Raw genomic sequence first — 25,613 nt, 5'->3', positions numbered from 1 at the left:
CAGCGTAGTCGCTGAAACGAAAACGGGCCGCAAGCGGCCCGTTTCGTAACAATAGGCATAATCTCTCAGGCGAAATACTGCCCGCCATTGGCCGAGATGGTCGAGCCGGTGATAAAGCCGGCTTCCTCGGAAGCCAGGAACACCACGCAACGCGCGATCTCCTCCGGCTCGCCGAGGCGACCGACCGGGATCTGCGGGATGATGCGTTCGTTTAGCACCTTCTCGTCGATCGCCTTGACCATTTCGGTGGCGATGTAACCGGGGCAGATGACGTTGACGGTGATGCCCGCGCGCGCGCCTTCCTGCGCGAGTGCCTTGGTAAAACCGATGTCGCCGGCCTTCGACGCCGAGTAGTTGGCCTGGCCAGCCTGGCCCTTCTGTCCGTTGATGGAGGAAATGGTGATGATGCGGCCGAACTTACGGTCACGCATGCCGCTCCACAGCGGATGCGACATGTTGAAGACACCCGACAGGTTGGTGTCGATCACCTCTTTCCACTGCTGCGGCGTCATCTTGTGAAACATCGCGTCGCGGGTGATGCCGGCATTGTTGACCAGCACGGAAACCGGGCCAAGGTCGGCCTCGACCTTGGCGATGCCGGCCGCACAGGCTTCATAGTCGGCAACCGACCATTTGTAGGTCCTGATCCCCGTTTCCCCGGTGAATTTCGCTGCTGCCTCGTCATTGCCGGCATAGTTCGCCGCGACGGTGTAACCGGCATTCTTCAGACCGATCGAGATTGCGGCACCGATGCCGCGCGACCCACCGGTGACGAGTGCGACTTTACTCATGCGTTTCCCCTTTGCTGCATCTCAGGCGATTTCGAAATCGCCTTCATGGAATTATCCGTATGGCGGACCTCTTGAACCCGACTCTTATGACGAGCCTTTGAACCGGATCATTTCAGCGTTCCAAGAACGGAAACGCTCCAGAGACGAAACGGGCGGCACTTTGGCCGCCCGCTCGTATTTTCAATCAGAGTGCCTCGACACACATCGCGACGCCCATGCCGCCGCCGATGCATAGGGTGGCAAGCCCCTTCTTGGCGCCGCGGCGCTTCATCTCAAAGACGAGCGTGTTGAAGATACGCGCGCCCGAGGCGCCGATCGGATGGCCGATGGCAATGGCGCCGCCATTGACGTTGACGATCTCGGGGTTCCAGCCGAGGCCCTTGTTGACCGCGCAAGCCTGCGCGGCGAAAGCCTCGTTGGCCTCGACCAGATCGAGATCCGATACCTTCCAGCCGGCCTTCTCCAGCGCGCGCTTCGAAGCCGGGATCGGGCCCGTCCCCATCACCGACGGATCGACACCGGCCGTCGCCCAGGAGGCAATGCGGGCGAGCGGGGTGATGCTGCGACGAGCAGCCTCGGCCTCGGTCATCAGCAGGGCGCCGGCTGCACCGTCATTGATGCCGGAAGCATTGGCGGCAGTCACCGTGCCATCCTTGTCGAAGGCCGGCTTTAGCTTCTGCATTGCGTCGATCGTTGCACCGTGGCGGATATACTCGTCCTGGTCGACGATCGTGTCGCCCTTCTTGCCCTTGATCGTGAAGGCGACGATCTCGTCCTTGAACCTGCCGGCCTTCTGCGCGGCCTCGGCCTTGTTCTGCGAGGCGAGAGCAAAAGTATCCTGGTCGTCACGGGTGATCTGGAACTGCTTGGCGACATTCTCGGCGGTGATGCCCATATGGTAGCCATTGAAGGCGTCCCACAGACCGTCCTTGATCATGGTGTCGATCATCTTGTAGTCGCCCATCTTCACGCCGGCGCGCAGGTGCTGCGCATGCGCCGACAGTGACATCGATTCCTGGCCGCCGGCCACGATCACCTTGGCATCGCCGCTGCTGATCTGCTGCATGCCGATGGCGATCGCCCGCAGGCCCGAGCCGCAGACCTGATTGAGGCCCCATGCCGTCGTCTCGATCGGCAGCCCGGCATTGATCGATGCCTGCCGCGCCGGGTTCTGGCCCTGGGCCGCAGTCAGCACCTGGCCGAGGATCACCTCATCGACTTCCGCCGCCTCGACACCGGCACGCGACAGCAGCTCACGGATCACCACCGCGCCGAGCTCATGCGCGGGCGTTGCCGCGAAGGCTCCGTTGAAGGACCCGACGGCAGTGCGCGCGGCACTTGCGACGACGATGGCGTTGGATGCTGACATGTTCTTCTCCAGACCTCGAATTGAGCGGTTTGCAACCGTTGCTTTGACTTTTCTTGCCGGTTCGAGGCCGCGAGTCAAACTGGAAATCTGTCCGATTTGGCTATCCTTGCCGCGGCGTAAGTCATGCCGCGCAGCATATTGCGGCATGCTGCGCAGCATATTGCAGTGCCGAAAAGACGGCGTATGCTTCCGCACTGCACAAACCGCTTGGAATTGTGACGGTTTTGCGCATATCCTCGACACAGGGAGTAATCGTTACCGGCTGCTTACGAGCGTGCCGGTATCCGCGGGAGGATGCTGAATGGCGGCGAAAGACGAACCGGTGGTGATCAAGAAATACGCCAACCGCCGGCTCTACAATACGGGCACCAGCACCTATGTGACCCTCGAAGATCTCGCTGAAATGGTCAAGAAAGGCGAGGAATTCACCGTCCAGGATGCCAAAACCGGCGACGACATCACGCACCCCGTGCTGACCCAGATCATTTTCGAGCTGGAGAACAAGGACGGGCAGAACATGTTGCCCATTCCCTTTCTGCGCCAACTCATCGCCTTCTATGGTGATCAGATGCAGATGATCGTGCCAAGTTTCCTCGAGCAGTCGATGCTTGCCTTCTCCAAGGAGCAGGAACGCTTTCGCGACCAGATGAAGTCGGCGCTCGGCAAGACGCCGATGGATATGATGAAACTGCCGACGCCGATGAAGGCGCTGGAGGAACAGACACGCCGCAACATGGAAATGTTCCAGAACGCCATGCGCATGTTCACGCCATTCCCGGCTGCCGCGGCAGGCGGCGCCGCGAACACCGCCCCCGAACCCGCCAAGGCGGAACCGGCGGAAAAGGCCGATGACCTTCAGGAACTGAAGGATCAGATCGCCGCCATGCAGCGCAAGCTCGACAAGCTGTCATAGTCAGCATGCGTCTTCTTCCTTCTTCCCTTGCGGAAGAAGGAAGCGTTCTAGTCCTTCACCGCGAACGTCTCGGCGAACTGCTGGCGCAGAAGGTTCTTTTGCACCTTGCCCATCGTGTTGCGCGGCAACTCGTCGATCACGAAGAGACGGCGCGGCTGCTTGAAGCGCGCGAGCCCTGACGCCAGTCCTGCAAGCAGGCTGGCCTCGTCCAGGGCTACCCCCTTGCGCGCCGTCACGACACCGATCACACCTTCGCCGAGATCGGGATGCGGCACGCCGATCACCGCGGACTCCTCGACGCCCGGCATCTCGTCGAGCAGAAGCTCTATTTCCTTGGGATAGATGTTGTAGCCGCCGGCAATGATCAGGTCCTTGGCGCGACCAACGATGGTGACGTAACCATCGTCGTCCTGTGTGGCGAGATCCCCGGTGATGAAATAGCCGTCGGCGCGGAATTCCTGCGCGGTTTTCTCCGGCATGTTCCAGTAGCCTTTGAAGACGTTGCGCCCCTTCACCTCGATCACCCCGATATCGCCTGACACTACGGGCTTGCCGGTATCGGGCTCCGCGATGCGTACCGAGACGCCGGGCAGCGGCTGGCCGACGGTGCCGGCCCGGCGCTCGCCGTCATAGGGGTTCGAGGTGTTCATATTGGTCTCGGTCATGCCGTAGCGCTCGAGGATGCGCTTGCCCGTGCGCGCCTCGAAATCCCGGTGCGTTTCTGCCAGCAGCGGCGCGCTGCCGGAGACGAACAGGCGCATGTGCTGAACCAGCGCCCGTGTCAACCTGGGATCGGCGAGCAGGCGCGTGTAGAATGTCGGCACGCCCATCAATGTGGTCGCGCGCGGCATGTTCGCGACCAGGTCGTCAATGTCGAGACCGGGCAGGAAGATCATCGACCCGCCGACGAGCAGGATGACATTGGTGGCGACGAAGAGGCCATGCGTATGGAAGATCAGCAAGGCGTGAAGCAGCACGTCCTGACCGGTGAAACGCCAGGTCTCCACCAGCGCCGCCGCATTCGACAGCAGGTTGTCATGCGTCAGCATCGCACCCTTCGATCGTCCGGTCGTCCCGGAGGTATAGAGAAAGGCGGCGAGGTCATCCGGCGCTCGCTCGGCAGCCGCAAAGATTTCGGGTTGGCCTGCCGCCCGCTCGCCAAGTGTTCCGGAGCCGTCGCCGTTGAGGGTCAGCAGCGCCGCCCCTGCCCTGTCGGCCACCGGTCGCAGAGCGGCTGCACTGGCGTCGTCGCAGATCAGGAGCCTTGCACCAGCGTCGCTGACGAAATAGTCGACCTCGGCGGCCGTGTAGGCGGTGTTCAGCGGCAGGAACACCGCGCCCATGCGTACGGCGGCGGCATAGACGGCGAGCGCCTGCAGCGATTTTTTTGCCTGCAACGCCACCCGGTCGCCAGGCCGCACGCCGGCGCCGGCCATGGCATGCGCCACACGCGCTGACAATTTCAGGAAGTCGGCATACGAAACGCGCGAGCCATCCTTCAGCGCGAGAAAGGTGCCGTCATTGGCTTCGTGCGGCCGAAACAGCGCGTCGTAAAGCGTATTCGTCAAGGATGGCTCCGGCAGTTCGAAATCGAGGTTCTTTCCAGCACGGCTTGCACGCAGTGACAAGCACCAGCAGCCCTCTGGCATTTGCGTGCACGGGCGGGGCGCCTTAAACAGGGCGCCTCGTTTTCCAACGTCGACAGCCGAAAGTCCCCCAATGACCGAGACCGACCTGATCCCCGTCTTCGACGGCCACAACGACACGCTGCTCAAGCTCTACCAGTCCGGCAAGGCTGATGTCGAAAAGCTGTTCATCGAAGGATCGCCGGCCAGCTGGCATATCGACCTGCCGCGCGCCAGGAAGGGCGGGCTCGCCGGTGGCATGTTCGCTATCTTTCCGCCACCGCAGGAAGAGCGCAAGGCCAAGGATGACGGTGTGCCGGCAATGCCATCCGACAATGAGCCACTGCCGCCGGAACTGCCGCGCGAGTTCGCCCGTGAAACGACGCTCGGCATGGCCTCGATCCTGTTGCGGCTGGAAAGAGCGGGAGCGCTCACCGTCTGCCGGAGCGCCGCCGACATCCGCGCAGCCATGGCAAGGAACACCATGGCGGCGGTCTTTCACATTGAGGGAGCCGAGGCGATCGACGCTGACCTCACGATGCTCGACGTGCTTCATGCCGCCGGCCTGCGCTCACTCGGCATCGTGTGGAGCCGGCCCAACATCTTCGGCCACGGCGTGCCGTTTCGCTTCCCATCCTCGCCCGACACTGGCGACGGCCTGACCGATGCCGGCAAGGCACTGGTCAAGGCGTGTAACCAGCTCAGGATCATGATCGATCTTTCCCATCTCAACGAGAAGGGATTCCGCGACGTTGCCAGGCTTTCCAACGCACCACTGGTCGCAACCCACTCCAACGTACACGCGCTGTGCCCGCACTCCCGCAACCTCACCGATTGGCAGCTCGGCGCCATTCGCGATACCGACGGCATGGTCGGCCTCAACTATGCCACCGGCTTCCTGCGCGAGGATGGCCGCATGAATTCCGACACGCCGCTCGAGGTCATGGTGCGTCATGTCGACTATCTGGTGAAGGCACTCGGCGAAGACCGCGTCGGCCTGGGTTCCGACTTCGACGGCGCCATGATCCCGGCCGCGATCGGCGACGCAACCGGGCTGCCCAGGCTTCTCGATGCATTGGCCAAACACGGCTATGGCCGTGCCCTGATCGAAAAAATCGCCTATCGCAACTGGGTGCGCGTGCTGGAGAAATCGATCGGATAATCTACGCTTGGCGAGCGTTTCCGGTTTTCACGGAAACGCGGAAACGCTCTGCCCCTCACCCTTACGCAATTCCGGACGGAAAACCGCTACGCAGTTTTTCTGGAATTGCTCCGACCCGCTTCAGCCACGCCTTGCCGACGCCGCGATCACGGATGATCGACAGGGGGTCTTCCGCATCCAGCCTGGAGCAGATGCGATAGACTTCGAGGGTCTCGGCATCCATCTCGCCTTGCTTGTAGAAATACATGGCGGCGGCATACCGCGCGCGCCCCGACCATGGCTGTCCGAGCGGCGTGTTGACCAGCGCCCACTGTTCCGCCACCTCCGTCTCGTTCCGGTCGCTCATGTCAGGCCGTCCATGTTCACGACCCACCTCAGTTGCCGGCGGCCCGCAGCTGATCTTGCCATGGCGGGGTTTGCTTTGTCCATGTTGAATGAATGTTCAGCAAATACTCTTGCGTTTGCACCTCGAACCGCTAGGCTCTGCGTAATATCATCAGCCGACACCGTGATCCACCCGATGAGCAGGGAGGCGCTGGCGTACAGGGCTGTCGGAACAGCCTATGTCGACAAGAACATCCGCACCCGTGAAGCGATGCAGAAGGTGCTTGACTCGGGCGAACACCGCCCCACTCATCTGCGCGGCCGAAAGCCCGTATGGGCCGGCGCGTAGGGGACCGTTACGATGAAGACAATCGATCTCGAAGACGAGCCTGCAGAGACCGAACGACAAGGCGGTTCCGAACGGCGTGGCCGCAAGGCTTCCAAGGAAGTGCGCCGCCAGCAGCTGATCGAAGCGACGATCGATTCCCTCGCCAAACGTGGCTATTCGGAAACGACGATGGCGGACGTGGCGGATGGCGCGAAGCTGTCGCGCGGCATCGTCAATTTCCATTTCGAGAGCAAGGAGAAGCTGCTCGTCGCCACGCTGCAATATATGTACGACGAATATTCCACGCATTGGCGCAACGCCTACGACAAGGCCGGCGACAACACGGCCGATCGGTTGAAGGCGCTGGTCACCGCGGATTTCGATCGCGCCATCTGCAACAGGCGCAAGCTGGCTGCGTGGTGCGCCTTCTGGGGTGAGGCTAAATCGCGTCCCACCTATCAGGCGCTGTCGGGTGCACGCGACACCGACTACCAGAACCTTCTCTCTGATCTGTGCAGCGGGCTGAAAGCCGAGGCTGACTACGCCTTCGAGCCGCAGGCCCTTGCGCTGGCGCTCAGCGCCCTGCTCGAAGGGTTGTGGCTGCGCCTGATGATGGGGCTGGAAGACGTCAGCCGCGAAACGGCCCTGCAAGCCGCCAATGAGTTCCTGCTGACCGTTTTCCCGCGGCACTACACAAGAGGGGCAAACGGCATCCAGAGGCTCTGAGGCGGAGCTGCACATCTCGCAGGGATCTTGAGGACGGCACGACAACCAGACGGGCACCGGCCCGCGCAACCAAGGGGAACTGGCATGCAGACGACGATCCGCCATTGGATGACCGCACTCGCCTTCGCGAGCACGTTGATGACACCGGCAGCCGCGCGTGCAGCCGGCAGCGATCTCATCGTCTTCGACTGGGCGGGTTATGAGCTGCCCGAGTTCCATCCGAAATACACCGAGAAGCGTGGCGACGCCCCGACCTTCACCTTCTTCGGTGATGAGGACGAGGCCTTCGAGAAGATGCGCTCCGGCTTCAAGGCGGACCTTGCGCATCCCTGCTCGCAAAGCGTCGTGAAATGGCGCGACGCCGGCCTGTTGCAGCCGCTCGATACCTCCAGGATCAGCGCCTGGAAAGATCTCAACCCCGGCATCATGAAGATGAAGAACCTCGCCACGTCTGACGACGGCACCGCCTGGTTCATGCCCTGGGACTGGGGCAATTCGCAGCTCACCTACAATTCCGAAAAGGTGGACGAGAAAGACATCCAGTCGCTGAAATCCCTTGCCGATCCGAAGTTCCAGGGCCGCGTCTCCATCCCTGACAATGTCGACGACGCCTATGCGCTGGCTTCCCTGGTCATAGGGCTCAAGGACTGGACCCAGATGACCGATGAACAGTTCAAACAGGCATCGGATTTCCTGCGCCAGGTGCACAAGAACGTGCGCCTCTACTGGACCGACACCACCAACATCGTGCAGGCGCTGACCGGCGGCGAGATCGACCTGGCCTGGGCCTGGAACGATGCAACCGCTCAGTCCGTTCTGGCCGGCTCGCCCATCAAGGCAAAACCCGATACCCAGGAAGGCATTTCGACCTGGGTCTGTGGTTATGTTCGCTTGAAGGATGCACCGGGCGATGCCGACCAGGCCTATGATTATCTCAATGCGATCAATGAGCCCGACGTCGCCAACGTCCTGGTGAAGGACTGGGGCTATGGCCAGGCCAATACCAAGGGCATGGCCGCCGTCGACGCGAAATTGCTGAAGGACAAGGGTTATGATGACGTCGACAAATTCGTCGACAAGACGCTTTTCCAGTCACCTGTTCCGACGGAACTCAAGCAGAAGATGATCGCCGAGTTCGAGAAGATCAAAGCAGGATATTGATGGTTCACGACGTCATCGTTGTCGGTGCCGGTTTTGCCGGCCTTTCGGCAGCGCTTGCCTTGCGCGACAAAGGACTGGACGTGCTGGTGCTGGAGGCGCGCGGACGTGTCGGCGGGCGGGTCGAGGCACGGGCCGATGCCCTTGGGGAGTGGTACGACAGGGGCGGCCAGTTCCTGTGCGAGGACATGCCTGAAGTGATGGCGCTGGTTAAACGCCATGCCAAGACATTGGTGACGACCCCGGTCGACGGCGCTTTCACGCTGCAACCGGAAATGTCGGAGGAAGACAGCCAGGCGCTTTGGGACGCCAATGTCGCCATACGCGATCGCATGAATGCGATCGATCCGACCGATCCGGCAGTGCGTGACCTCAGCGTGTGGGATTGGCTGCAGCGACAACCGGATGATGTTCACGCCAAATCGGCGTTCTGCTCGACGGTCGAAGGCCTGTGGTGCCAGCCGATCGATGCCGTCCCGGTCTGGTATCTCATCGACAACGACCGCCGTATCACCAATGAGGTCTCCGAGCTGCAATACTTCATAGCCGAGACGATGTATGCGCTGGCCGCGGATCTGGCCGCGGACCTTGGCGACTGCATCCGGCTTACAGTGCCGGTGCGGGAAGTCCGGCACGACAAAAATGGCGTGATCCTGATGACGGCCGAAGGCTCCTTTCAGGCGAGGCGCCTCGTCATCGCGGTTCCACCCGTTATGGCAAACCGTATTGCCTTCTCACCACCCCTGCCGGCAAAGCTCGCCAAGGCACTCGGCGCCTGGCGTAGCGGCATGGTCATCAAGATGCGTCTTCGCTACGCCCGTGCGTTCTGGCGCGACCAGGGCCGCAACGGCATGGTTCTGTGGCGCGACATCCATGGTCTGTTCGTCTGCGACACCAGCAGGGACGACGCGCATCCGGCGCTTGTGGTTTTCATCGGCGGTCCGCTGGCTCTGCAGCTGCGTGCACTGGCGGATGCAGCTTTGCGCGCGGAAGTGCTCGCCCGGATCGCCGCCGCACTCGGACCGCACATCCTTGAACCACTCGACGTCGTCATGCGCGACTGGATCGACGATCCGTGGAGCGGTGGCGGTTATAGCGACATCGTCGCCGATTTTTCCGCCCAGGACGCCGAAGCCGAGCTGCGTGCCGGAATGGCGCCCATCCATTTCGCCAGCTCGGAGCTCTCCCTGTCGTTTCCTGGCTATGTCGAGGGTGCCATCATCAGCGGCCGCGCCGCCGCCGAAACGGTTCTGGAAGCCTTCGAACGGCCTGTCGGACTTGATCCGCCGGCTTAGCCTTGTGCCTTCCTCTCGTCAGCCGGCAAAAACTGCTCTACCGTCGACAGGCGTGCCGTTTGCGATCGGGGAGCTCTCGCGTCATGGCCTTCAGTTTTCGCCGCATGATCCTGGCCACCACGCTGGCCGCCGCTGCAGCAGGCACGGCACTTGCAGCCGGCGGCGATCTCATCGTCTTCGACTGGTCGGGCTACGAAGATCCGCTCCTGCACGCCGACTACACTGCCAAGCAAGGTGCGGAACCAAGTTTTTCCTTCTTTGGCGATGAGGATGAGGCCTTCGAGAAGATGCGCGCCGGCTTCAAGGCCGATGTCGGCCATCCTTGCGCGCAGAGCGTGGTCAAATGGCGCGAGGCAGGCCTGCTGCAACCACTGGATACGTCACGGATCTCTGGCTGGAAGGATATCAACCCCGGTCTGATGAAGATGAAGGACCTTGTCACCACCGCCGACGGCAAGGCCTGGCTGCTGCCGTTCGACTGGGGCACTTCGTCCCTCATCTACCGCACCGACAAGGTCACGCCCGACGACGCGAAGTCGCTCCGCATCTTCGCCGATCCGAAATTCGAGGGTCGCGTCACCATCGGCGACAATGTCGACGATGCCTATGCGCTGGCCTCCCTGGTCATCGGTCTGAAGGACTGGACCCAGATGACGGATGCACAGTTCAGGGAGGCTTCCGACTTCCTGCGTCAGGTGCACAAGAACGTCCGCTTCTACTGGACCGACGACACCTCGATCAACCAGGCCTTCTCCGGCGGAGAGATCGATCTCGCCTGGGGTTGGGCCGAAACCTATGTCACGCTGAAAAGCCAGGGCGTGCCGCTGGAGATGAATCGCGACACCAAGGAGGGTCTGTCCACCTGGGTATGCGGTTATGCGCTCCTCAAGGATGCCGCGCATGTCGACGAGGCCTATGATTTCCTGAACGCCGTCAACGCGCCCAACGTATCCAGCCACCTGGTCACGACATTCGGTTATGGACATGGCAATACCGCCGGCATGGCTGCGATCGACAAGAAGCTGCTCACCGAGCGTGGCTTCGACAATCTCGATGCCTTCCTCGACAAGACGCTGTTCCAGCAGCCGCTGCCGGCGGAGCTGAAACAGCGCATGGTTGCCGAATTCGAGAAGATCAAGGCGGGTTATTGAACCCATTGCCTGGCGCCGCGGCGGGCGGGCGACAAGGATCCGTGTTTTTCGAAGAAGGTTCGGCCGCACCCACCGCGCCGCCTTGGCATATCTGGACGTTTTGAGCCGATTTATTTATAAGCCCGCCATCCCGGCATCGGATCGCAACCGCTGCCCAATCAATATGTCAGATCGTTTTTGGCGCGCCATTCCGGCGCACGACGGTTCGACAACCGCTAACGACCGCAGGGGTGCCATGGCAGGCCATTCACAGTTTAAGAACATCATGCATCGCAAGGGCCGCCAGGATGCGGTCCGCTCGAAGATTTTTTCCAAGCTGGCGCGCGAGATTACCGTCGCTGCCAAGCAGGGGCTGCCCGATCCCGCGATGAACCCACGCCTGCGCCTGGCGATCCAGAACGCCAAGGCCGAGTCCATGCCGAAGGACAACATCGCACGCGCCATCTCCAAGGCCTCTGGCGGCGATGCCGAAAGCTATGAGGAAGTGCGCTACGAGGGTTACGGCCCCGGCGGCATTGCCCTGATCGTCGAGGCGCTGACCGACAACCGCAATCGCTCGGCCTCCAATGTGCGCGCCGCCTTCACCAAGGCCGGCGGTGCGCTCGGCGAAACCGGCTCGGTCTCCTTCATGTGGGATCGCATCGGCGAAATCGTCTACCCGGCCAAGGTCGGCAGCGACGACAAGGTGATGGAAGCTGCGATCGAAGCCGGCGCCGACGACGTCGAGACCGACGACGAAAGCCACACCATCTACTGCGCCTTCGAAAATCTCGGTGAAGTGTCGAAGGCCCTGGAAAGCGCACTCGGCGAAGCTGAGTCGGTGAAAGCCATTTGGCGTCCGCAGAACAACATCCAGGTCGACGAGGAACGTGCCCAGTCCTTGATGAAGCTGGTGGCGACACTCGAGGACGACGACGACGTCCAGAACGTCTACGCCAATTTCGAGGTCGACGACGCGACCCTGGCCAAGCTCAGCGCGGCCTGATCCAGACGCCCCGGCACGCCGGGGCGTTTTCTTTTCTGTCGTATCCGGAGCGTTTCCGCTTTTCCGGAAACCCTCTGGTTCTTTGTTTTACGCAAGTCCGGACGCAGAATCGCTGCGCACTTTTGCTGGAATTGCTTTACGAGGTTTGGATGACCGACGCTCCACGCCCCCGCATCGTCATCACCTATTGCACACAGTGCCAGTGGCTGCTGCGTGCCGGCTGGATGGCGCAGGAGCTGCTGTCGACTTTCGCCACCGACCTCGGCGAGGTGGTCCTGGTGCCGGGCACCGGCGGCGTATTCACCATTACCTGCAACGAGGAGCTGATCTGGGAGCGCAAGCGCGATGGCGGTTTTCCCGACGCGGCCAAATTGAAACAGCTCGTGCGTGATGTAATCGACCCCGAGCGCGATCTCGGCCATTCCGATCGCAAGAAAACCTGATTTCCAGCCGGTTCGACGCTGGCCCTTTTGGGGTGCCAGCAGCACGGTCTTTGCAATCCTGGCTGGCTGCAGCAAAAATCCGCCACCTCAACCCGAGACGGCGGATTTTCCAGCAGCGCCGAGCAACTTACATCAGCGCCGCGATGAAGGCCGCCAGCGCGCCGGTGCATGCGAAGGCACGCACATGGTTCCAGAACACCCAGCGATCGAGATGGACGGCCCAAAGCTGCGCGGCAGCCTGACTGTCGGGCGCGGTGGCAGCCAGTGCGTCGTTCATCGGCACGTTGATGACCATGGTGACGATGATGTTGCCGACGATGTAGAGCGCAGCGCCGATCAGCACCCAGCTGGGCCGCGCGACTCCCCATCCGAGCAGGGCTGCCAGCACGAGGAACAGCGCCAGTAGTGCCGTGCCCATGAAGATGGACAGGAACAGCGGGTTCTGGATCACCGTGTTGATGGTGTTCATGGCCAGCACGCCCTGCGGTACCGGCACTTGCGCCAGCGACGGCATCACCGAATTGGAATAGGCGAAGAACAGGCCCGCCATGAGGCCGCTGCCAAGGGCGGCAATGAAAGTGATGGCGATTACGATCTGAGCAAACATCTTTCTCTCCCTCTCAGAGATTCACATGCCACACGCCGGTGGCGGCAGTTTCGCGCACATAGGCGGAAAAGTCTTTGGGTCCACGACCAAGAGCCCGCTGGACACCGTCGGTGACGTGTTCATTTCGGCCGTCGAGCACCTGTCCGAACAGTTCGTCGAGCAGCCAGACGACCTCGGCTGGCGTTTCGTAAGCCTCGAGTTCAGCCCTGAATGCTTCCGGCGAGACGCGGCTGAAGCCCACGTCGCGGCCGGCGGCACTGGAGATCTCGGCGACGGCCTCGCGGAAAGTCAGGAGCCGCGGTCCGGTAAGCTCGTACAACTCACCGACATGCCCATCGTTCGACAGGACTTCCGCCGCCACGTCCGCGATATCGTCGACATCGACGAAGGGTTCGCCGATCTCGGCGGCGGGGATGGAAATCTGTCCCGCCAGCACGCCGTCCAGGAAGGCGCCTTCGGAAAAATTCTGCGCAAACCAGGCGCAGCGCAGGATCGTCCAGTCGGCGCCGGTGGCCTTGACCATCTCTTCTGCGCGCTGCGCCTCCGCTTCGCCGCGGCCGGACAGAAGTACCAGCCGGCGTACGCCGCGGCTCACGGCCAGCCTGGCAAACTCCTCGACGGTTTCCGCGGCGCCAGGCACGGCGATGTCGGGATAGTAGCTGATGTAGACGGCACCTACGCCTTCGAGGGCGCCTGCCCAGCTTGTCTTGTCAGTCCAGTCGAAGGCCGGACGTGCCGAACGCGAGCCGATATGGACCGGGATGTTCTTTGCCTTGAGCCGCTCAGCCAGCCTGCGGCCGGTCTTGCCGGTGCCGCCAAGGATCAGGACGGGCTTCGATGTCTTGCTGGTCATCTTTTCTCTCCATGTCACAAACGTGAGCAATCCTCGCGTTTGCAAAATGTGATAAATCCTCATATTGTGAGAGTCAAGCGGGAATTTTCCGGCAACCGCCCGCCGGCATTCGAGGAAAGATCATGGAAAGCGTCTCGGCCATCGTTCAGGACATACCCGGCCCGCGCCGCGAGCCGATCCAGAAACGCAGCCGTGAACGGGTGGAACGAATGCTCGCCGTCGCCTCTGCGCTGATCGCGGAAAAGGGCAGCGACGCTCTGCGCATGGGCGAAGTGGCCGAGAAGGCCGGCGTGTCGATCGGCTCGCTCTACCAGTTCTTTCCCGACAAGAGCGCCATCATCCGGGCTCTCGCCGACCGCTACCAGAAGGAGAGCGAGACGTGCATCTCCGAAGCCCTTGCAGAAGTGAAGGACAGGAAGGGTCTGGAAAAGGCCTTCTCGGAACTGGTCGATATCTATTACGGGATTTTCCTCGCCGAGCCGGTGATGCGTGACATCTGGTCGGGCACGCAAGCCGACAAGGCACTGCGCGAACTGGAACTTGCCCACAGCCGTGCCAATGCCGGCATGTTGCTTGCCGTGCTCAGACGCCTGCGCCCGGACGAGGATCCAGACCTGCTCGAAACCTCCGCCTTTCTGATCTGGCAGCTCGGCGAAGCGACCATGCGGCTGGCGGTGTCGGTCGACCGCACCGAGGGCGACCGGCTGGTCACAGCCTACAAGCGCATGGCGCTCAGCGAGCTAGCGCGCAGCTGAAGCCGCGCGCTCATCCATTGCGGACGTGTGCTTGGTGTCGCGCATGGTCGAATAGACCAGCAGCGAGACGAAGATGACGCCGGCCAGATAATGATAGAACCACTGTTCGTGGCCCTGCTGCTTGAACCACAGCGCGATTGCCGGTGCGGTGCCGCCGAAGATCGAGACCGTCAACGCATAGGGCACGCCGACGCCGGTGGCGCGGACCGCGGTCGGGAACAGTTCGGCTTTCACCACCGCATTGATCGAGGTGTAGCCGGCCGTGAATATCCACGCACCGCAGATCAGCAGGAAGGCGACGAAGGGCGACGTCGTCGTTGACAGCATCGTCAGGATCGGCACCGTCAGGACGGTGCCGGCGACGCCGAAGAAGATCAGCAGCGGCTTGCGACCGATACGATCGGAAATCAATCCATAGATCGGCTGCAGGATCGCCGCGAAGATCAGCGAGCCGGCGATCACATAGGTGGTGGTGAGGTCCGACAGGCCGACCGTCTGCTTGACGAAGGTCTGCATATAGGTCGTGAACGTGTAGAAGGCGGCCGTACCGCCAGCGGTCAGTCCAACCACGATCGCCACTTCGCGCGGGAACTTCCTCAGCCCGCGCAGCGAGCCCTCGCGCTTCTGCGAGGTCGCCGTCGCCACGAAGGCCTCGGTTTCATGGAGCTGCCGGCGCATCACCGCGGAGAAGATGGCAAGCAGTGCACCGATGACGAAGGGGATACGCCAACCCCAGTCGACCAGTTGCTCATGGGTCAGGAACACATTCTGCAGCAGCAGCAGGACCAGGATCGCGCACAGCTGCCCGCCGATCAGCGTCACATATTGGAAGCTGGAGTAGAAACCGCGATGGTTCGGATCGGCGACCTCACTGAGATAGGTGGCACTCGCACCATATTCGCCGCCGAGGCTGAGGCCTTCGATGACACGGGCCAGCGCCAGAAGCACCGGCGCGGCAAAGCCGATTGTCGCGTAGGTCGGCGTGAACGCGATGATCAGCGAACCGAAACACATCATCAGCACCGAAATGGTGAGCGACAATCGACGCCCGTAGCGGTCGGCGATATGGCCAAACAGCCAGCCGCCGAGTGGCCGCACGATGAAGCCGGCGGCAAACAGCGTCGCAGCGTTCAGCTGCTGGACGACGGGGTCATGCGAGGGAAAGAAAGCCGGCGCGAAATAGAGCGCAAACGCCGTATAGGCGTAGAAATCATACCATTCGACCAGATTGCCGATCGAACCGATGAAGATGGCTTTGATCCGGCGACGTGCATCGTCGAAATGCAGAGCGGTGTCCGACACATGACCTCCCTGCCCCCGATGGCAGGATCGGCCAGTTCACGTCCCGATGCAACCCGCGTCGACCCGCAACAAAAAACCCGCCCTGAGGGCGGGTTTTTGGATCCGTATCGCGGTTCCGGCTTAGATGCCGAGATTGGCGAACTTGTTCTTGAACTTCGACAGACGGCCACCGCGGTCGAGCAGCGTCTGCTGGCCGCCGGTCCAGGCCGGATGCGTCGAGGGATCGATGTCGAGGTTCATCGTGTCACCTTCCTTGCCCCAGGTCGAACGGGTCAGGTACTCGGTGCCATTGGTCATGACGACCTTGATGGTGTGGTAGTCGGGATGGATGTCAGCCTTCATCGCTCTTGTCCTGGCTAGGTGGGACGGCGGCCCTGCGGCGATGCGCCCCTTTTTAAAACTCGAAGCCGCAGCTATTGAGGAGCCACGGCTTCAAAAACGGTCGGCGTGCCTATACAACAGGCGAAATTGAATCACAAGGCCGCGCCGGAGCCAATTCGGACAGGAACCGGGACGATGGCTGACCCTACCAGCGCAGACGAGCGCAGACGCTCGCTCCAGCCGCTTCGGCGGGTCTTTCCCTATATCGCCCGCTATCGCGGCCTGGTGGTCGGCGCAAGCATTTCGCTGGTGCTGGCGGCCGTCACCACACTGGCGCTGCCGCTTGCCGTGCGGCGCATGATCGACAACGGGTTCTCCAGTTCCGATTCCGCCTTCATCGCCAGCTATTTCGGCATGCTGATGGTGATGGCCGCAGTGCTCGCACTGGCATCCGCCGGTCGCTATTATTTCGTCATCACCCTTGGCGAACGTGTCGTCGCCGACATTCGCCGCGACGTATTTTCGCATGTCACCACTTTGTCGCCCGCCTTTTTCGACACATCGCAATCGGGCGAAATCGTCTCGCGGCTCGCCGCAGACACCACGCAGGTGAAGTCGGCCGTGGGCGCGACCGCTTCGGTGGCGCTGCGCAATGTCATCCTTGGCCTTGGTGCGCTGGCTATGATGGTGGTGACGAGCCCGAAGCTCTCTGGCCTCGTCATTGCGGCGATCCCCGTCATCGTGCTGCCGCTGGTCGCCTTCGGCCGTTCGGTGCGCCGTCGTTCCCGGCAGGCGCAGGACACGCTGGCCAACGCCACCGCCTATGCCAGCGAGCAGATCGGCGCCGTGCGCACACTGCAGGCATTCACCAACGAAGGATTGGTCACCGGCCGCTTTTCCGCTGCTGTCGAAGCCGCTTTTGCGGCCGCCCGCGCCTCCGTTCTTGCCCGCGCGCTGCTCACCTTCTTCGCCATTTTCATGGTGTTTTCTTCGGTGGTCGCGGTTTTGTGGTTCGGCTCGCGCGACGTGCTCGACGGCACGCTGTCGCCCGGTACGCTTGGTCAGTTCCTGCTCTATTCAGTCTTTGCAGCCGGCGCCCTCGGCGCGCTGTCTGAAGTGTGGGGCGAGCTGTCGCAAGCGGCGGGCGCAGCTGAACGGCTCACGGAAATCCTTGCAGAGAAACCCGGCATCGAAGCGCCGGCACAGCCGCGCGCGCTGCCGGTCAAGGCAAAGGGCGCCATCGAATTCAGCGATGTCTCCTTCTCCTACCCGGCGAGACCCGATCGCGCCGCCGTGCACGACCTGGGCTTTTCGGTAAAGCCAGGCGAAACGGTCGCCATCGTTGGCCCGTCGGGCGCCGGCAAGAGCACGGTTTTCTCGCTGATCCTGCGTTTCTACGATCCCGAGACAGGCTCGGTGAAGCTCGACGGGATCGACCTGACGCAAACGGATCCGCTCGCGCTTCGCCAGCGCATCGCCATCGTGCCGCAGGACGTCACGATCTTTGCCGCCAGCGTACGTGACAACATCGCCTTCGGCAGGCCGGGGGCTGGCAATACCGAGATCGAGGCGGCGGCCAAGGCAGCTCTTGCCGAAGAATTCATCCTCAAGCTGCAGGACGGCTATGACACGCAAGTCGGCGAACGTGGAGTCACCTTGTCTGGTGGCCAGCGCCAGCGCATTGCGATCGCGCGCGCCATCCTGCGCGACGCGCCGATCCTGCTGCTCGACGAGGCAACCTCCGCGCTCGATGCCGAAAGCGAAACGCTCGTGCAGGAAGCGCTCGAACATCTGATGCAGGGTCGCACCACCCTCGTCATCGCGCACCGGCTGGCGACTGTGTTGAAGGCCGACCGGATCCTCGTCATGGACGGCGGACGTATCGTCGAGGAAGGCACGCACAAGAGCCTCGTGGCCAAGGGCGGCATCTACGCCAGGCTCGCCAAGCTGCAGTTCGAAACCGGCGCCAGCGCCTTCATGGGCGCGGCGGAGTAGCTGCTATCCCAGCAAGTTGCGTGCGGTGCGCATGAAAATCCTTGAGCCTATCGGGATCAGGTCGTCCGGAAAATCGTAGTCCGGGTTGTGTAGCGCCGGGTGCCGTTCCCCGGCTCCCAGGAAGAACATCGCTGAGGGCGCGGCGCGCCCAAAGATGCCGAAGTCCTCGGAAGCACGCATCGGCAGGCTGTCTTCGCTGTAGGCGACACCTTCCTGATCGAGCGCCGTGTGCAGATGCTCGACGGCCGTCGGCGCATTCATGCTGGCAACGAAGATCTCATGATAGTCGATAGCAAAGGTCAGACCGGCTTCACTGGCGGCCCGCTCCACCAGCGCTTCGGCGGCGGCGCACAAGCCTGCCATCCGCCCGTCCAATCGTGTCCGCAGTGTCGCCCACACTTCGGCGCGGCCGGGCGCCACCCCGAACACCGCCGCGCCCATCGTGGCATGGGTTACGGTCACCATGCCGAAACCGTCGTCGCTGAAAGCACCGCCACCAAGCCTTGCCAGTGCAGGCATCAGCTGGCTTATCGCGAGCATCGGCGACGTGCCGGTTTCGGGCATCGAGGAATGTGCCGTCTTGCCCTCCAGCACGATGCGCATGCCGCGCGAGGCGCAGTTGACGACGCCGGGTTTCACACGAACCTCGCCGAACGGAATGCCAGGCAGATTGTGCAGCGAAAAAGAAAAATCCGGAGCGATCTCGCCGAAGCGCGGATCGGCCACCACACCGACAGCGCCATCGCCGGTCTCCTCGGCCGGCTGGAACATCAGAACGACACGCCCCTTCCGGGGGCGGCTGCGTCCGAACTGGCGTCCAAGGGCAGCCAGGATCGTGGTGTGTCCGTCATGGCCGCACATATGCGACTTGCCCGGTACCAGCGACGAATGCTCCACACCGGACAGTTCTTCGATCGGCAACGCATCGAGTTCGGAGCGGAAGAGAACCGTTGGGCCCGATTTGCCGCTGTCATAGATCATGGCGACGCCATGGCCGCCCAGCCTTGTCAGGATTTTATCCGGCCCGGTATCGGCGAGAAAGGCAACCACCTCTTTGGCCGTCGCCTCCTCCTCGTTCGAGACCTCGGGATGCTGGTGCAGTCTGCGCCGCCAAGCCGTGAGCTCGATCAGGTCCTGGTTGGTAAGCGACAATGCGTCCTCCTCATCCGGCTTCATCGCGGACAGGATGGCGCCGGACGTTGCGGATCGGAAGGGGCAGCTGCTGGAAAACGGCCCTCCAGGCGCGCCCTCGAGCGTTTCCGTTTTGACGGAAACGCTCTCGCTCATTGTTTTTGCGCAATTCCAGATGGAAAACCGTGGCACACTTTTCCTGGAATTGCTCTCGATCAGAGAAAGGTCGCGATTTCCGCCAACGGTTTCTTTTCAACCGCATGTTGCGGAATGGTGGCGCCTTCCTTCGGATAACCGACGACCATCAGGATGTAGGGCTTGTCATGCGGGTCGCGGCCGCAGATCTCGTTCAGGAAGCTCATCGGGTTCGGCGTATGCGTCAGCGCGACGAGGCCGGCGCGGTGGATGGCGGTGATCAGAAGACCGGTCGCGATCGAAACCGATTCCGGCACATAGTAGTTCTTGCGCAGCACGCCATCGGCGGAGCGGCTGCGGCGCTCGCCGAAAATGCAGATGAGCCAGGGAGCCTCCTCCAGGAATGGCTTGTCGGCATCGGTGCCGAGCGGTGTCAGCGCGGCCAGCCATTCCTCGCCGGCCCTGCCCTCATAGAAGGCGCGCTCTTCGATCTCGGCCGCCTCGCGGATGCGCTTCTTGATCGCGGAATCGCCGATCACCGCGAAATGCCAGGGCTGGTGGTTGGCGCCGTTGGGCGCGGTGCCTGCCGTCAGGATGCAGGTTTCGATGATGTCGCGCGGGACCGGCCTGGTGGAGAATTCGCGCACCGTATGGCGCGCGCGCATTTCCGCATAGAAGGCTTCCGCATTCGCTCGCATGGTTTCAAGCGGAAGCTCCTGAAAGTCCGGCAGCGGAATCGGCTGATAGCTCGTTGTAGGCTTCATCGCGCAATGCTCCTCAAGATTGTCCAACAATATTGTCCGACAATCCAGGAATGCGCAAGTCCAACCTTTTAAAGCCGGTCAGGCCGGTGCGAAATGATCGTCGGACAGCCTCTGGATGAGCGCGCCCGAGGCAACGACATGCTCGCGCATCGCGGTTTCCGCAATTCGCCTGTCGTCAGCCAGGACAGCTTCGACGATCCGTCGATGTTCCGCGTTGCTGGCAAAGACGTCCTCGCGATCGACCAGCATGCGGAACTGCAGCCAATAGAGCGAATTGGACAACCTGGTCAGTGTCTCGGCCAGCACAGCGTTGTTGGCGGCCGCTGGAAACAGCGCATGAAAACGCGTGTTGGCGTCGGAGAACTTCGCCATGTCGTTTGCCGAGACGGCATCATCCATCTCAGCCTGAAGCGCCCACAGTCTGGCTGGTTCCGCTTGCAGTGCCGGCAGGGCAAGGCCGACGGCCAGCGCCTCCAGGGAACTTCGAACGGCAAACAGGTCATCGACCTCCTTGCGTGACAGCCGGCGCACCGTCACCCCTCGATGCGGCTCGAAGGCCAGAAGCCCGTCCACAGTCAGCCGCTGGAAGGCTTCACGGACCGACGACCGCGACACGCCATGCCGGGAAGCGAGTTCGGTCTCGGTGAGGCGCTGGCCCGGCACGAGATGGCCGCCGCGCACGGCCTGCGTGATGGCGGACGCGATCTGCTGGGCGGTCGAAAGAGGATCGCGGTCCGTCACCAGAAGCAGCCCGGCATTGTTGCTGTCAGCAATGAGCCTATCATGACTTGCCGTAGCGCCGCTTCAGATGCGTGATGAAATGCGCTGCGTTCAGCTTTTCACCGGTGGCGCGTTCGAGAAGCTCGGGCGTCGAGTAGCGCGCCCCCAGCGACCAGATCCGCTCCCGCCGCCAGGCATTGACTGCGTCGAAATCGCCACGGGCGATATCCTCGTCCGCCGTCGGATGTTCTCTGGTCAACGCCGCCCACTGCTGGGCGGCCATCATGGCGCCGAGCGTATAGGAAGGAAAATAGCCGAAGGCGCCCGAGGGCCAATGCACGTCCTGCATCGGGCCGTCGGCAGCATTGTCGATGGTCGAAAGCCCCAGATAGTCGCGCATCTTGGCGTCCCACGCCTCGGGCAGGTCGGCGACCTCGAGCCTGCCCGAAACCAGATCCTGCTCCAGTTCGAAACGCAATATGACATGCAGCGGATACGTGACCTCATCCGCATCGACGCGGATCAGCCCGCGCTCGACGCGATGCACATGCGGCAGGAGGTCTTCCAGCGTCCAGGCCTCGCCGAGATGCTGCTCGACCACCGGCAGCGCCCAGCGCCAGAAGGCCGGATTGCGGCCGAGCTGCTTTTCCACGAACAGGCTCTGGCTTTCATGTACCGCCATGCCGCGTGCCTTGCCGAGCGGCCAGTGCGACCACTCCTTGGGCAGGTTCTGCTCGTAGAGCGCATGGCCGGTTTCGTGCAGCACCCCCATCAGCGCCGACAGGAAATCCGAGGTCTTGTAGCGAGTAGTGATGCGCACATCGGTCGGCACGCCACCGCAGAACGGATGATGCGACACCGAAAGCGAGCCGTGGTTGAGGTCGAAGCCGACGGCCGCCATCATCGCCAGGCCCAGTTCGCGCTGCTTGTCGATCGGATAGACTCCCGACAGCGGCTTGAGTGGCCGTTTCGCCAGGTTTTCGCTCTGAACGGCGAGCGCTTCCGGCACGAAGTCCTTCAGGAAGGTCTTGAGTTCGGCGAAAACCGGCGCGATGTCCGCGGCGCGATTGCCCGGATCGTACTGCTCCATCAAGGCGTCGTAGGGCGACAGCTTGAGCACGGCGGCCCGCAAGCCCGCCTCCTCGCGCACCAGCGCAACGATGTTCTCGAGCGCGGGGCGAAAACCCATCCAGTCGTTCCTGGCACGCAGTTCCCGCCACAGTTGCTCCGAACGCAACCGCGCCGCCGTCTGCCGCTCCACGAACTCTGCCGGCAGGCAAGTCATATTGATGTACTGACGCTCGAATTCCCGCAGTGCTGCCTGCTGGTCTGCATCCAGCGCTTCAGCCGCAGCGCCGGCAATCCAGTCTGCAATCTCCGGCGCCGTGGCCTGGCGATGATACATGCCGGCCAGCGTGGCCATTGCCTCCGCCCGTTTCTCGCCGCCACCGACCGCCATGTGGGTCGCCTCGTCGGCACCCAGAATGGCCTGGGCATGCTCCAGGGCCTCGAGCTTGCGGCCGAGTTCATCCAGTTTCTTGAACGACATTGCTTCACCAGGGATCATGAATGGGGTTGGCGCGAACAGACATCAAGCCGCGAGCGATGGCAACCCTATCCGCACGGCTTGCGCGAAACGCTCGCTTGCGGGAACATCCGCGATCTTGACGGGCAAGGGGGAGACAATGATCGCGAACATATTGGTCGGCCTGGTCGCGCTGATCCACGTCTACATCGTCTATCTGGAAATGGTGCTGTGGGACACGCCGCGCGGCCACAAGGCTTTCGGCCTGACCCCCGAATTCGCCACGGCCTCGAAGGTTCTTGCGGCCAATCAGGGCCTTTACAACGGCTTCCTTGCGGCAGGGCTGATCTGGGGACTGTATCTCGGCGAAGCCGGCTTCCAGGTAAAGACCTTCTTCTTGCTCTGCGTCCTGGTTGCCGGGCTCTATGGCGCGGCCACGGCAAACCGCAAGATCCTCTACATCCAGGCTATCCCGGCTACGCTGGCGCTGATCGCGCTGTGGCTGGGCTGGTGATCGGTCGGTTCCCCTGAACGAAAAACCGCCCGGCATTGCCGGGCGGGTTCTGAAATTTTCGAGGCAGGGATTACTTCGTGTAGACCGGTTCCGGCTCCGGCACATAGACGGGCGGGGGCGGCGCGCAATCTGAGCGGCCACCAAACTGATAGCGCAGGCCAGCACGCACTTCGTGCGTATTGATGCCCTTGTCGAAGCCGGGGCCACCGCCGACCTTGTAACCGAACATGCCGCCACCGTTGATGTGGCTGTAACGATAGCCGACATCGAGCTTGGTGGTGTCGGTCAGGCAGTAGGAAGCACCGGCCATGACTGCGTAGGCGAAACGCCAGCCTTTCTTGCCTTCGTGCTCGAACTCGCCATCCGGGTCCTTGTTGACCAGGGTGTTCCATTTAAGGTTCGCACCACCGATACCGGCGCCGACATAAGGTGTGATGCCGTGCCAGGTGCCGATGTCGACATAGGCGTTAGCCAAAAGGAGCAGCGCCGAATAGGAGCTGGTGTCGGTCGACGTACAGGGCAGGCCCGTGCCGCAAAAACCCGACGTGCCACCGTTGAACTTGGTCTTCGACCAGTAGTCCAGGGTAACGTCGGTGCGGAAGTATTTGGTGACCTGGTAGCCAACGCCGCCACCGATCGAGAAGCCGCCCTTCAGCTTGTGCGTGTCGAAGGTCCCGACAAAGCCACCAGGAAGGACATATTCCGGGCTGCTCATATTGGATTTGCGGTAGCCGAGATCACCACGGATGTACCAGCCGCCATACTCGGCTTCTTCATAGACCGGCGCCGCGACGGGTGGGGCTTCCACCACCGGCGGCTCGGCCAGATCCGCCGCCAGCGCCGGCGCGGCGAGGCCGGACAGCAGCAAGCCGGCCACGGCTGCCTTCCTTCCGAAATTGTACATCCTTGTCACCCTTGAGACGTCGGAGCACGGATCGCGCCCGAACATGATTGACCTCGGGTGTGGATAATGAATTGCAAAGGTTAAAAGGCGTTTAACCGTATCAGTTAACTATACTCGTCTAGATTTCTCTCGAAACGTTCTGGCGAAGACTTCGCCAGAACGCTCACGACCCGCCGAAGCGGGTCGTGAGATTCAGCCTTGTCGCGAAGGAAACGAAACGAACTCAGGCGGCGCTGCGCGCCTCGGAAATCACACCGATAATGTCGTTGACGACGTCCTCGACCAGCTTGGGGTCGTCGCCCTCGGCCATGACGCGGATGAGCGGTTCGGTACCCGAAGGGCGAATGACCAGGCGACCCTTCTTGCCGAGGCGGTTCTGTGCCTCTTCGATCGCGGCCTTGACCGGGGCCTCTTCCAGCGGCTTGCCGCCGGAGAAACGCACATTCTTCAGCACCTGCGGCACTGGCTCGAATTTCTTGAGCAGTTCGCTGACCGGACGGTTCTGGCGCTTGACGCAGGCGAGTACCTGCAGCGCCGAGACCAGGCCGTCGCCGGTGGTCGAGAAATCGGACAGCACGATATGGCCAGACTGTTCGCCGCCGACATTGAGGCCATTCGCGCGCATATGTTCCACGACATAGCGGTCACCGACCTTGGTGCGGTGAAGCTGCAGCTTCATACCGGTCAGGAAGCGCTCCAGGCCGAGATTGGACATGATGGTGGAAACCACGCCGCCGCCGGCCAGGCGGCCGTTCTGGTGCCAGGATTCGGCGATCAGCGCCATGATCTGATCACCATCGACGACCATGCCATTCTCGTCGACGATGACAACGCGATCGGCATCGCCGTCCAGCGCGATGCCGATGTCGGCCCGAACCTCGTGGACCTTCTTCTGCAGCTCGGCCGGATGGGTGGAGCCGCATTCCTTGTTGATGTTGAAACCGTTCGGCTCGACATTGATGGCGACAACGTCGGCACCGAGTTCCCAGAGCGCGGCGGGCGCGACCTTGTAGCCAGCGCCGTTGGCGCAATCGACGACAATGCGCAGACCCGACAGCGACATGGCGCGTGGCAGGGTGCGCTTGGCGAATTCGATGTAGCGGTCGTGAACGCCATCGACGCGCTTGGCGCGGCCAAGGCTGTCGGAATCGGCCAGGGCCATCTCGACATCCTCGTCGAGCATGCTTTCGATCCGCTCCTCGATCTCGTCGGAAAGCTTGTAGCCATCCGGGCCGAACAGCTTGATGCCATTGTCGTGGTAAGGATTATGCGAGGCCGAGATCATCACGCCGATATCAGCACGCAGCGAGCGCACCAGCATGGCGACGCCCGGCGTCGGGATCGGTCCGAGCAGGAACACGTCCATGCCGGCGGCGCACAGGCCGGCCACCAGCGCGTTCTCGATCATGTAGCCGGAAAGGCGGGTATCCTTGCCGAGCACGGCGCGGTGACGATGGCTGCCACGCTGGAAGGAAAGACCGGCAGCCATGCCGACCTTCATGGCGATTTCCGCCGTCATTGGGAACTTGTTCGCGCGACCGCGAATACCATCCGTTCCGAAATAACGTCCCGACATCTACTACACGTCCCTGGCTGTTTGCCCGAAGGCTGCTAATGCCACAACTGCCCGGTGCCAAGCCATCACTTTGTGTTATAGTATGTCATGAATCTTAGAAATTTGTTGCCCCGCCAAAAATGCGACGCAATGGTCACAATGCTCGCCGATAAGTGCGGGAGGAGATGCGGCTGCTGCACTAGCGCAGGCATGGCTTGCGCGCTATTGCTCGCATGGGATTGATTGTGAGTGGCACAACGGA

General features: G+C 62.2%; 26 protein-coding genes. 12 read left to right on the top strand and 14 right to left on the bottom strand.

What is annotated here, in order from left to right:
* Positions 1 to 65: 65 nt before the first annotated feature.
* On the bottom strand, positions 66 to 791 hold the full coding sequence (gene phbB, locus ACFWYE_RS13170; RefSeq protein WP_379111833.1) for an acetoacetyl-CoA reductase: 726 nt from the start codon (positions 789 to 791) through the stop codon (positions 66 to 68).
* A gap of 184 nt (positions 792 to 975) precedes the next feature.
* Positions 976 to 2,160: an acetyl-CoA C-acetyltransferase gene (locus tag ACFWYE_RS13165; protein WP_379111831.1), complete on the bottom strand. Its 1,185-nt coding sequence runs from the start codon at positions 2,158 to 2,160 to the stop codon at positions 976 to 978.
* A 301-nt stretch (positions 2,161 to 2,461) separates the two neighbouring features.
* Here ACFWYE_RS13165 and phaR point away from each other — a divergent pair, with 301 nt between their 5' ends.
* Entirely contained in the window at positions 2,462 to 3,073 is a 612-nt protein-coding gene (gene phaR, locus ACFWYE_RS13160) for a polyhydroxyalkanoate synthesis repressor PhaR (protein WP_144222777.1), read from the top strand.
* Between the two features lie 47 nt (positions 3,074 to 3,120).
* On the opposite strand, the gene ACFWYE_RS13155 is transcribed toward phaR, so the two are convergent.
* Entirely contained in the window at positions 3,121 to 4,641 is a 1,521-nt protein-coding gene (locus tag ACFWYE_RS13155) for a malonyl-CoA synthase (protein ID WP_379111829.1), read from the bottom strand.
* A gap of 151 nt (positions 4,642 to 4,792) precedes the next feature.
* On the opposite strand from ACFWYE_RS13155, the gene ACFWYE_RS13150 reads away from it, so the two are divergent.
* Positions 4,793 to 5,860, top strand: a complete 1,068-nt coding sequence (locus ACFWYE_RS13150) for a dipeptidase (protein ID WP_379111828.1) — start codon at positions 4,793 to 4,795, stop codon at positions 5,858 to 5,860.
* A 61-nt stretch (positions 5,861 to 5,921) separates the two neighbouring features.
* On the opposite strand, the gene ACFWYE_RS13145 is transcribed toward ACFWYE_RS13150, so the two are convergent.
* Positions 5,922 to 6,206, bottom strand: a complete 285-nt coding sequence (locus tag ACFWYE_RS13145; RefSeq protein WP_379111826.1) for a hypothetical protein — start codon at positions 6,204 to 6,206, stop codon at positions 5,922 to 5,924.
* A 174-nt stretch (positions 6,207 to 6,380) separates the two neighbouring features.
* On the opposite strand from ACFWYE_RS13145, the gene ACFWYE_RS13140 reads away from it, so the two are divergent.
* The 7 genes from ACFWYE_RS13140 (at position 6,381) to ACFWYE_RS13110 (ending at position 12,270) form a co-directional block, all read left to right on the top strand.
* Complete coding sequence (locus ACFWYE_RS13140; RefSeq protein WP_379111824.1) at positions 6,381 to 6,533, top strand: hypothetical protein; 153 nt, start codon at positions 6,381 to 6,383, stop codon at positions 6,531 to 6,533.
* A 12-nt stretch (positions 6,534 to 6,545) separates the two neighbouring features.
* Entirely contained in the window at positions 6,546 to 7,238 is a 693-nt protein-coding gene (gene betI / locus ACFWYE_RS13135; RefSeq protein WP_379111823.1) for a transcriptional regulator BetI, read from the top strand.
* A gap of 84 nt (positions 7,239 to 7,322) precedes the next feature.
* Positions 7,323 to 8,399 (top strand): ABC transporter substrate-binding protein, encoded by a 1,077-nt coding sequence (locus tag ACFWYE_RS13130; protein WP_379111822.1) that lies wholly within the window; start codon positions 7,323 to 7,325, stop codon positions 8,397 to 8,399.
* Positions 8,399 to 9,691, top strand: a complete 1,293-nt coding sequence (locus ACFWYE_RS13125) for a flavin monoamine oxidase family protein (RefSeq protein ID WP_379111820.1) — start codon at positions 8,399 to 8,401, stop codon at positions 9,689 to 9,691. Before ACFWYE_RS13130 ends, ACFWYE_RS13125 begins: the two co-directional genes overlap by 1 nt.
* Positions 9,692 to 9,795: 104 nt before the next feature.
* Positions 9,796 to 10,842 carry an extracellular solute-binding protein gene (locus ACFWYE_RS13120; protein WP_379111991.1) on the top strand — a complete coding sequence of 349 codons (1,047 nt, stop codon included), beginning with the start codon at positions 9,796 to 9,798 and terminating at the stop codon, positions 10,840 to 10,842.
* 235 nt (positions 10,843 to 11,077) lie between these two features.
* Positions 11,078 to 11,827: a YebC/PmpR family DNA-binding transcriptional regulator gene (locus tag ACFWYE_RS13115; RefSeq protein WP_379065835.1), complete on the top strand. Its 750-nt coding sequence runs from the start codon at positions 11,078 to 11,080 to the stop codon at positions 11,825 to 11,827.
* A gap of 149 nt (positions 11,828 to 11,976) precedes the next feature.
* Entirely contained in the window at positions 11,977 to 12,270 is a 294-nt protein-coding gene (locus ACFWYE_RS13110) for a SelT/SelW/SelH family protein (protein WP_379065833.1), read from the top strand.
* Between the two features lie 127 nt (positions 12,271 to 12,397).
* Here ACFWYE_RS13110 and ACFWYE_RS13105 read toward each other — a convergent pair whose 3' ends face one another.
* Complete coding sequence (locus tag ACFWYE_RS13105; protein ID WP_379065831.1) at positions 12,398 to 12,877, bottom strand: DUF1772 domain-containing protein; 480 nt, start codon at positions 12,875 to 12,877, stop codon at positions 12,398 to 12,400.
* 13 nt (positions 12,878 to 12,890) lie between these two features.
* Positions 12,891 to 13,730, bottom strand: coding sequence for an NAD(P)H-binding protein (locus ACFWYE_RS13100; RefSeq protein ID WP_379111818.1), 840 nt, complete (start codon positions 13,728 to 13,730; stop codon positions 12,891 to 12,893).
* Between the two features lie 122 nt (positions 13,731 to 13,852).
* Between ACFWYE_RS13100 and ACFWYE_RS13095 the strand changes: the two genes are divergently transcribed.
* Positions 13,853 to 14,485 carry a TetR family transcriptional regulator gene (locus ACFWYE_RS13095; protein WP_379065827.1) on the top strand — a complete coding sequence of 211 codons (633 nt, stop codon included), beginning with the start codon at positions 13,853 to 13,855 and terminating at the stop codon, positions 14,483 to 14,485.
* Here ACFWYE_RS13095 and ACFWYE_RS13090 read toward each other — a convergent pair.
* A complete protein-coding gene (locus ACFWYE_RS13090; protein WP_379111817.1) occupies positions 14,471 to 15,787 on the bottom strand; it encodes an MFS transporter in 1,317 nt (438 codons plus the stop codon). The genes ACFWYE_RS13095 and ACFWYE_RS13090 overlap by 15 nt on opposite strands.
* A 120-nt stretch (positions 15,788 to 15,907) precedes the next feature.
* Positions 15,908 to 16,129 (bottom strand): 50S ribosomal protein L31, encoded by a 222-nt coding sequence (gene rpmE / locus ACFWYE_RS13085; protein WP_379065824.1) that lies wholly within the window; start codon positions 16,127 to 16,129, stop codon positions 15,908 to 15,910.
* A 174-nt stretch (positions 16,130 to 16,303) separates the two neighbouring features.
* On the opposite strand from rpmE, the gene ACFWYE_RS13080 reads away from it, so the two are divergent.
* Complete coding sequence (locus tag ACFWYE_RS13080; protein WP_379111816.1) at positions 16,304 to 18,103, top strand: ABC transporter transmembrane domain-containing protein; 1,800 nt, start codon at positions 16,304 to 16,306, stop codon at positions 18,101 to 18,103.
* A 3-nt stretch (positions 18,104 to 18,106) separates the two neighbouring features.
* Here the strand turns inward: ACFWYE_RS13080 and ACFWYE_RS13075 are convergent, their stop codons facing one another.
* From ACFWYE_RS13075 to ACFWYE_RS13060, 4 genes are all read right to left on the bottom strand, one after another.
* A complete protein-coding gene (locus ACFWYE_RS13075; RefSeq protein ID WP_379111815.1) occupies positions 18,107 to 19,255 on the bottom strand; it encodes an amidohydrolase in 1,149 nt (382 codons plus the stop codon).
* A 194-nt stretch (positions 19,256 to 19,449) separates the two neighbouring features.
* Positions 19,450 to 20,133, bottom strand: a complete 684-nt coding sequence (locus ACFWYE_RS13070; RefSeq protein ID WP_379111814.1) for a nitroreductase family protein — start codon at positions 20,131 to 20,133, stop codon at positions 19,450 to 19,452.
* A gap of 78 nt (positions 20,134 to 20,211) precedes the next feature.
* The gene (locus ACFWYE_RS13065) at positions 20,212 to 20,874 is read right to left on the bottom strand and encodes a GntR family transcriptional regulator (RefSeq protein ID WP_379065816.1); all 663 of its coding nucleotides are present in this window, start codon (positions 20,872 to 20,874) and stop codon (positions 20,212 to 20,214) included.
* A 40-nt stretch (positions 20,875 to 20,914) separates the two neighbouring features.
* Complete coding sequence (locus ACFWYE_RS13060) at positions 20,915 to 22,402, bottom strand: carboxypeptidase M32 (RefSeq protein ID WP_379111813.1); 1,488 nt, start codon at positions 22,400 to 22,402, stop codon at positions 20,915 to 20,917.
* Positions 22,403 to 22,538: 136 nt separating this feature from the next.
* Between ACFWYE_RS13060 and ACFWYE_RS13055 the strand changes: the two genes are divergently transcribed.
* The gene (locus ACFWYE_RS13055) at positions 22,539 to 22,892 is read left to right on the top strand and encodes a DUF1304 domain-containing protein (protein ID WP_379111812.1); all 354 of its coding nucleotides are present in this window, start codon (positions 22,539 to 22,541) and stop codon (positions 22,890 to 22,892) included.
* Positions 22,893 to 22,962: 70 nt separating this feature from the next.
* Here ACFWYE_RS13055 and ACFWYE_RS13050 read toward each other — a convergent pair whose 3' ends face one another.
* The gene (locus ACFWYE_RS13050; RefSeq protein WP_129412728.1) at positions 22,963 to 23,796 is read right to left on the bottom strand and encodes an outer membrane protein; all 834 of its coding nucleotides are present in this window, start codon (positions 23,794 to 23,796) and stop codon (positions 22,963 to 22,965) included.
* 223 nt (positions 23,797 to 24,019) lie between these two features.
* On the bottom strand, positions 24,020 to 25,372 hold the full coding sequence (gene glmM / locus ACFWYE_RS13045) for a phosphoglucosamine mutase (RefSeq protein WP_129412727.1): 1,353 nt from the start codon (positions 25,370 to 25,372) through the stop codon (positions 24,020 to 24,022).
* Between the last annotated feature and the right edge of the window lie 241 nt (positions 25,373 to 25,613).

This window comes from Mesorhizobium sp. NPDC059025 (assembly GCF_042739655.1).
Classification (GTDB): domain Bacteria; phylum Pseudomonadota; class Alphaproteobacteria; order Rhizobiales; family Rhizobiaceae; genus Mesorhizobium.
This window is presented reverse-complemented; position numbering and strand designations above follow the sequence as displayed.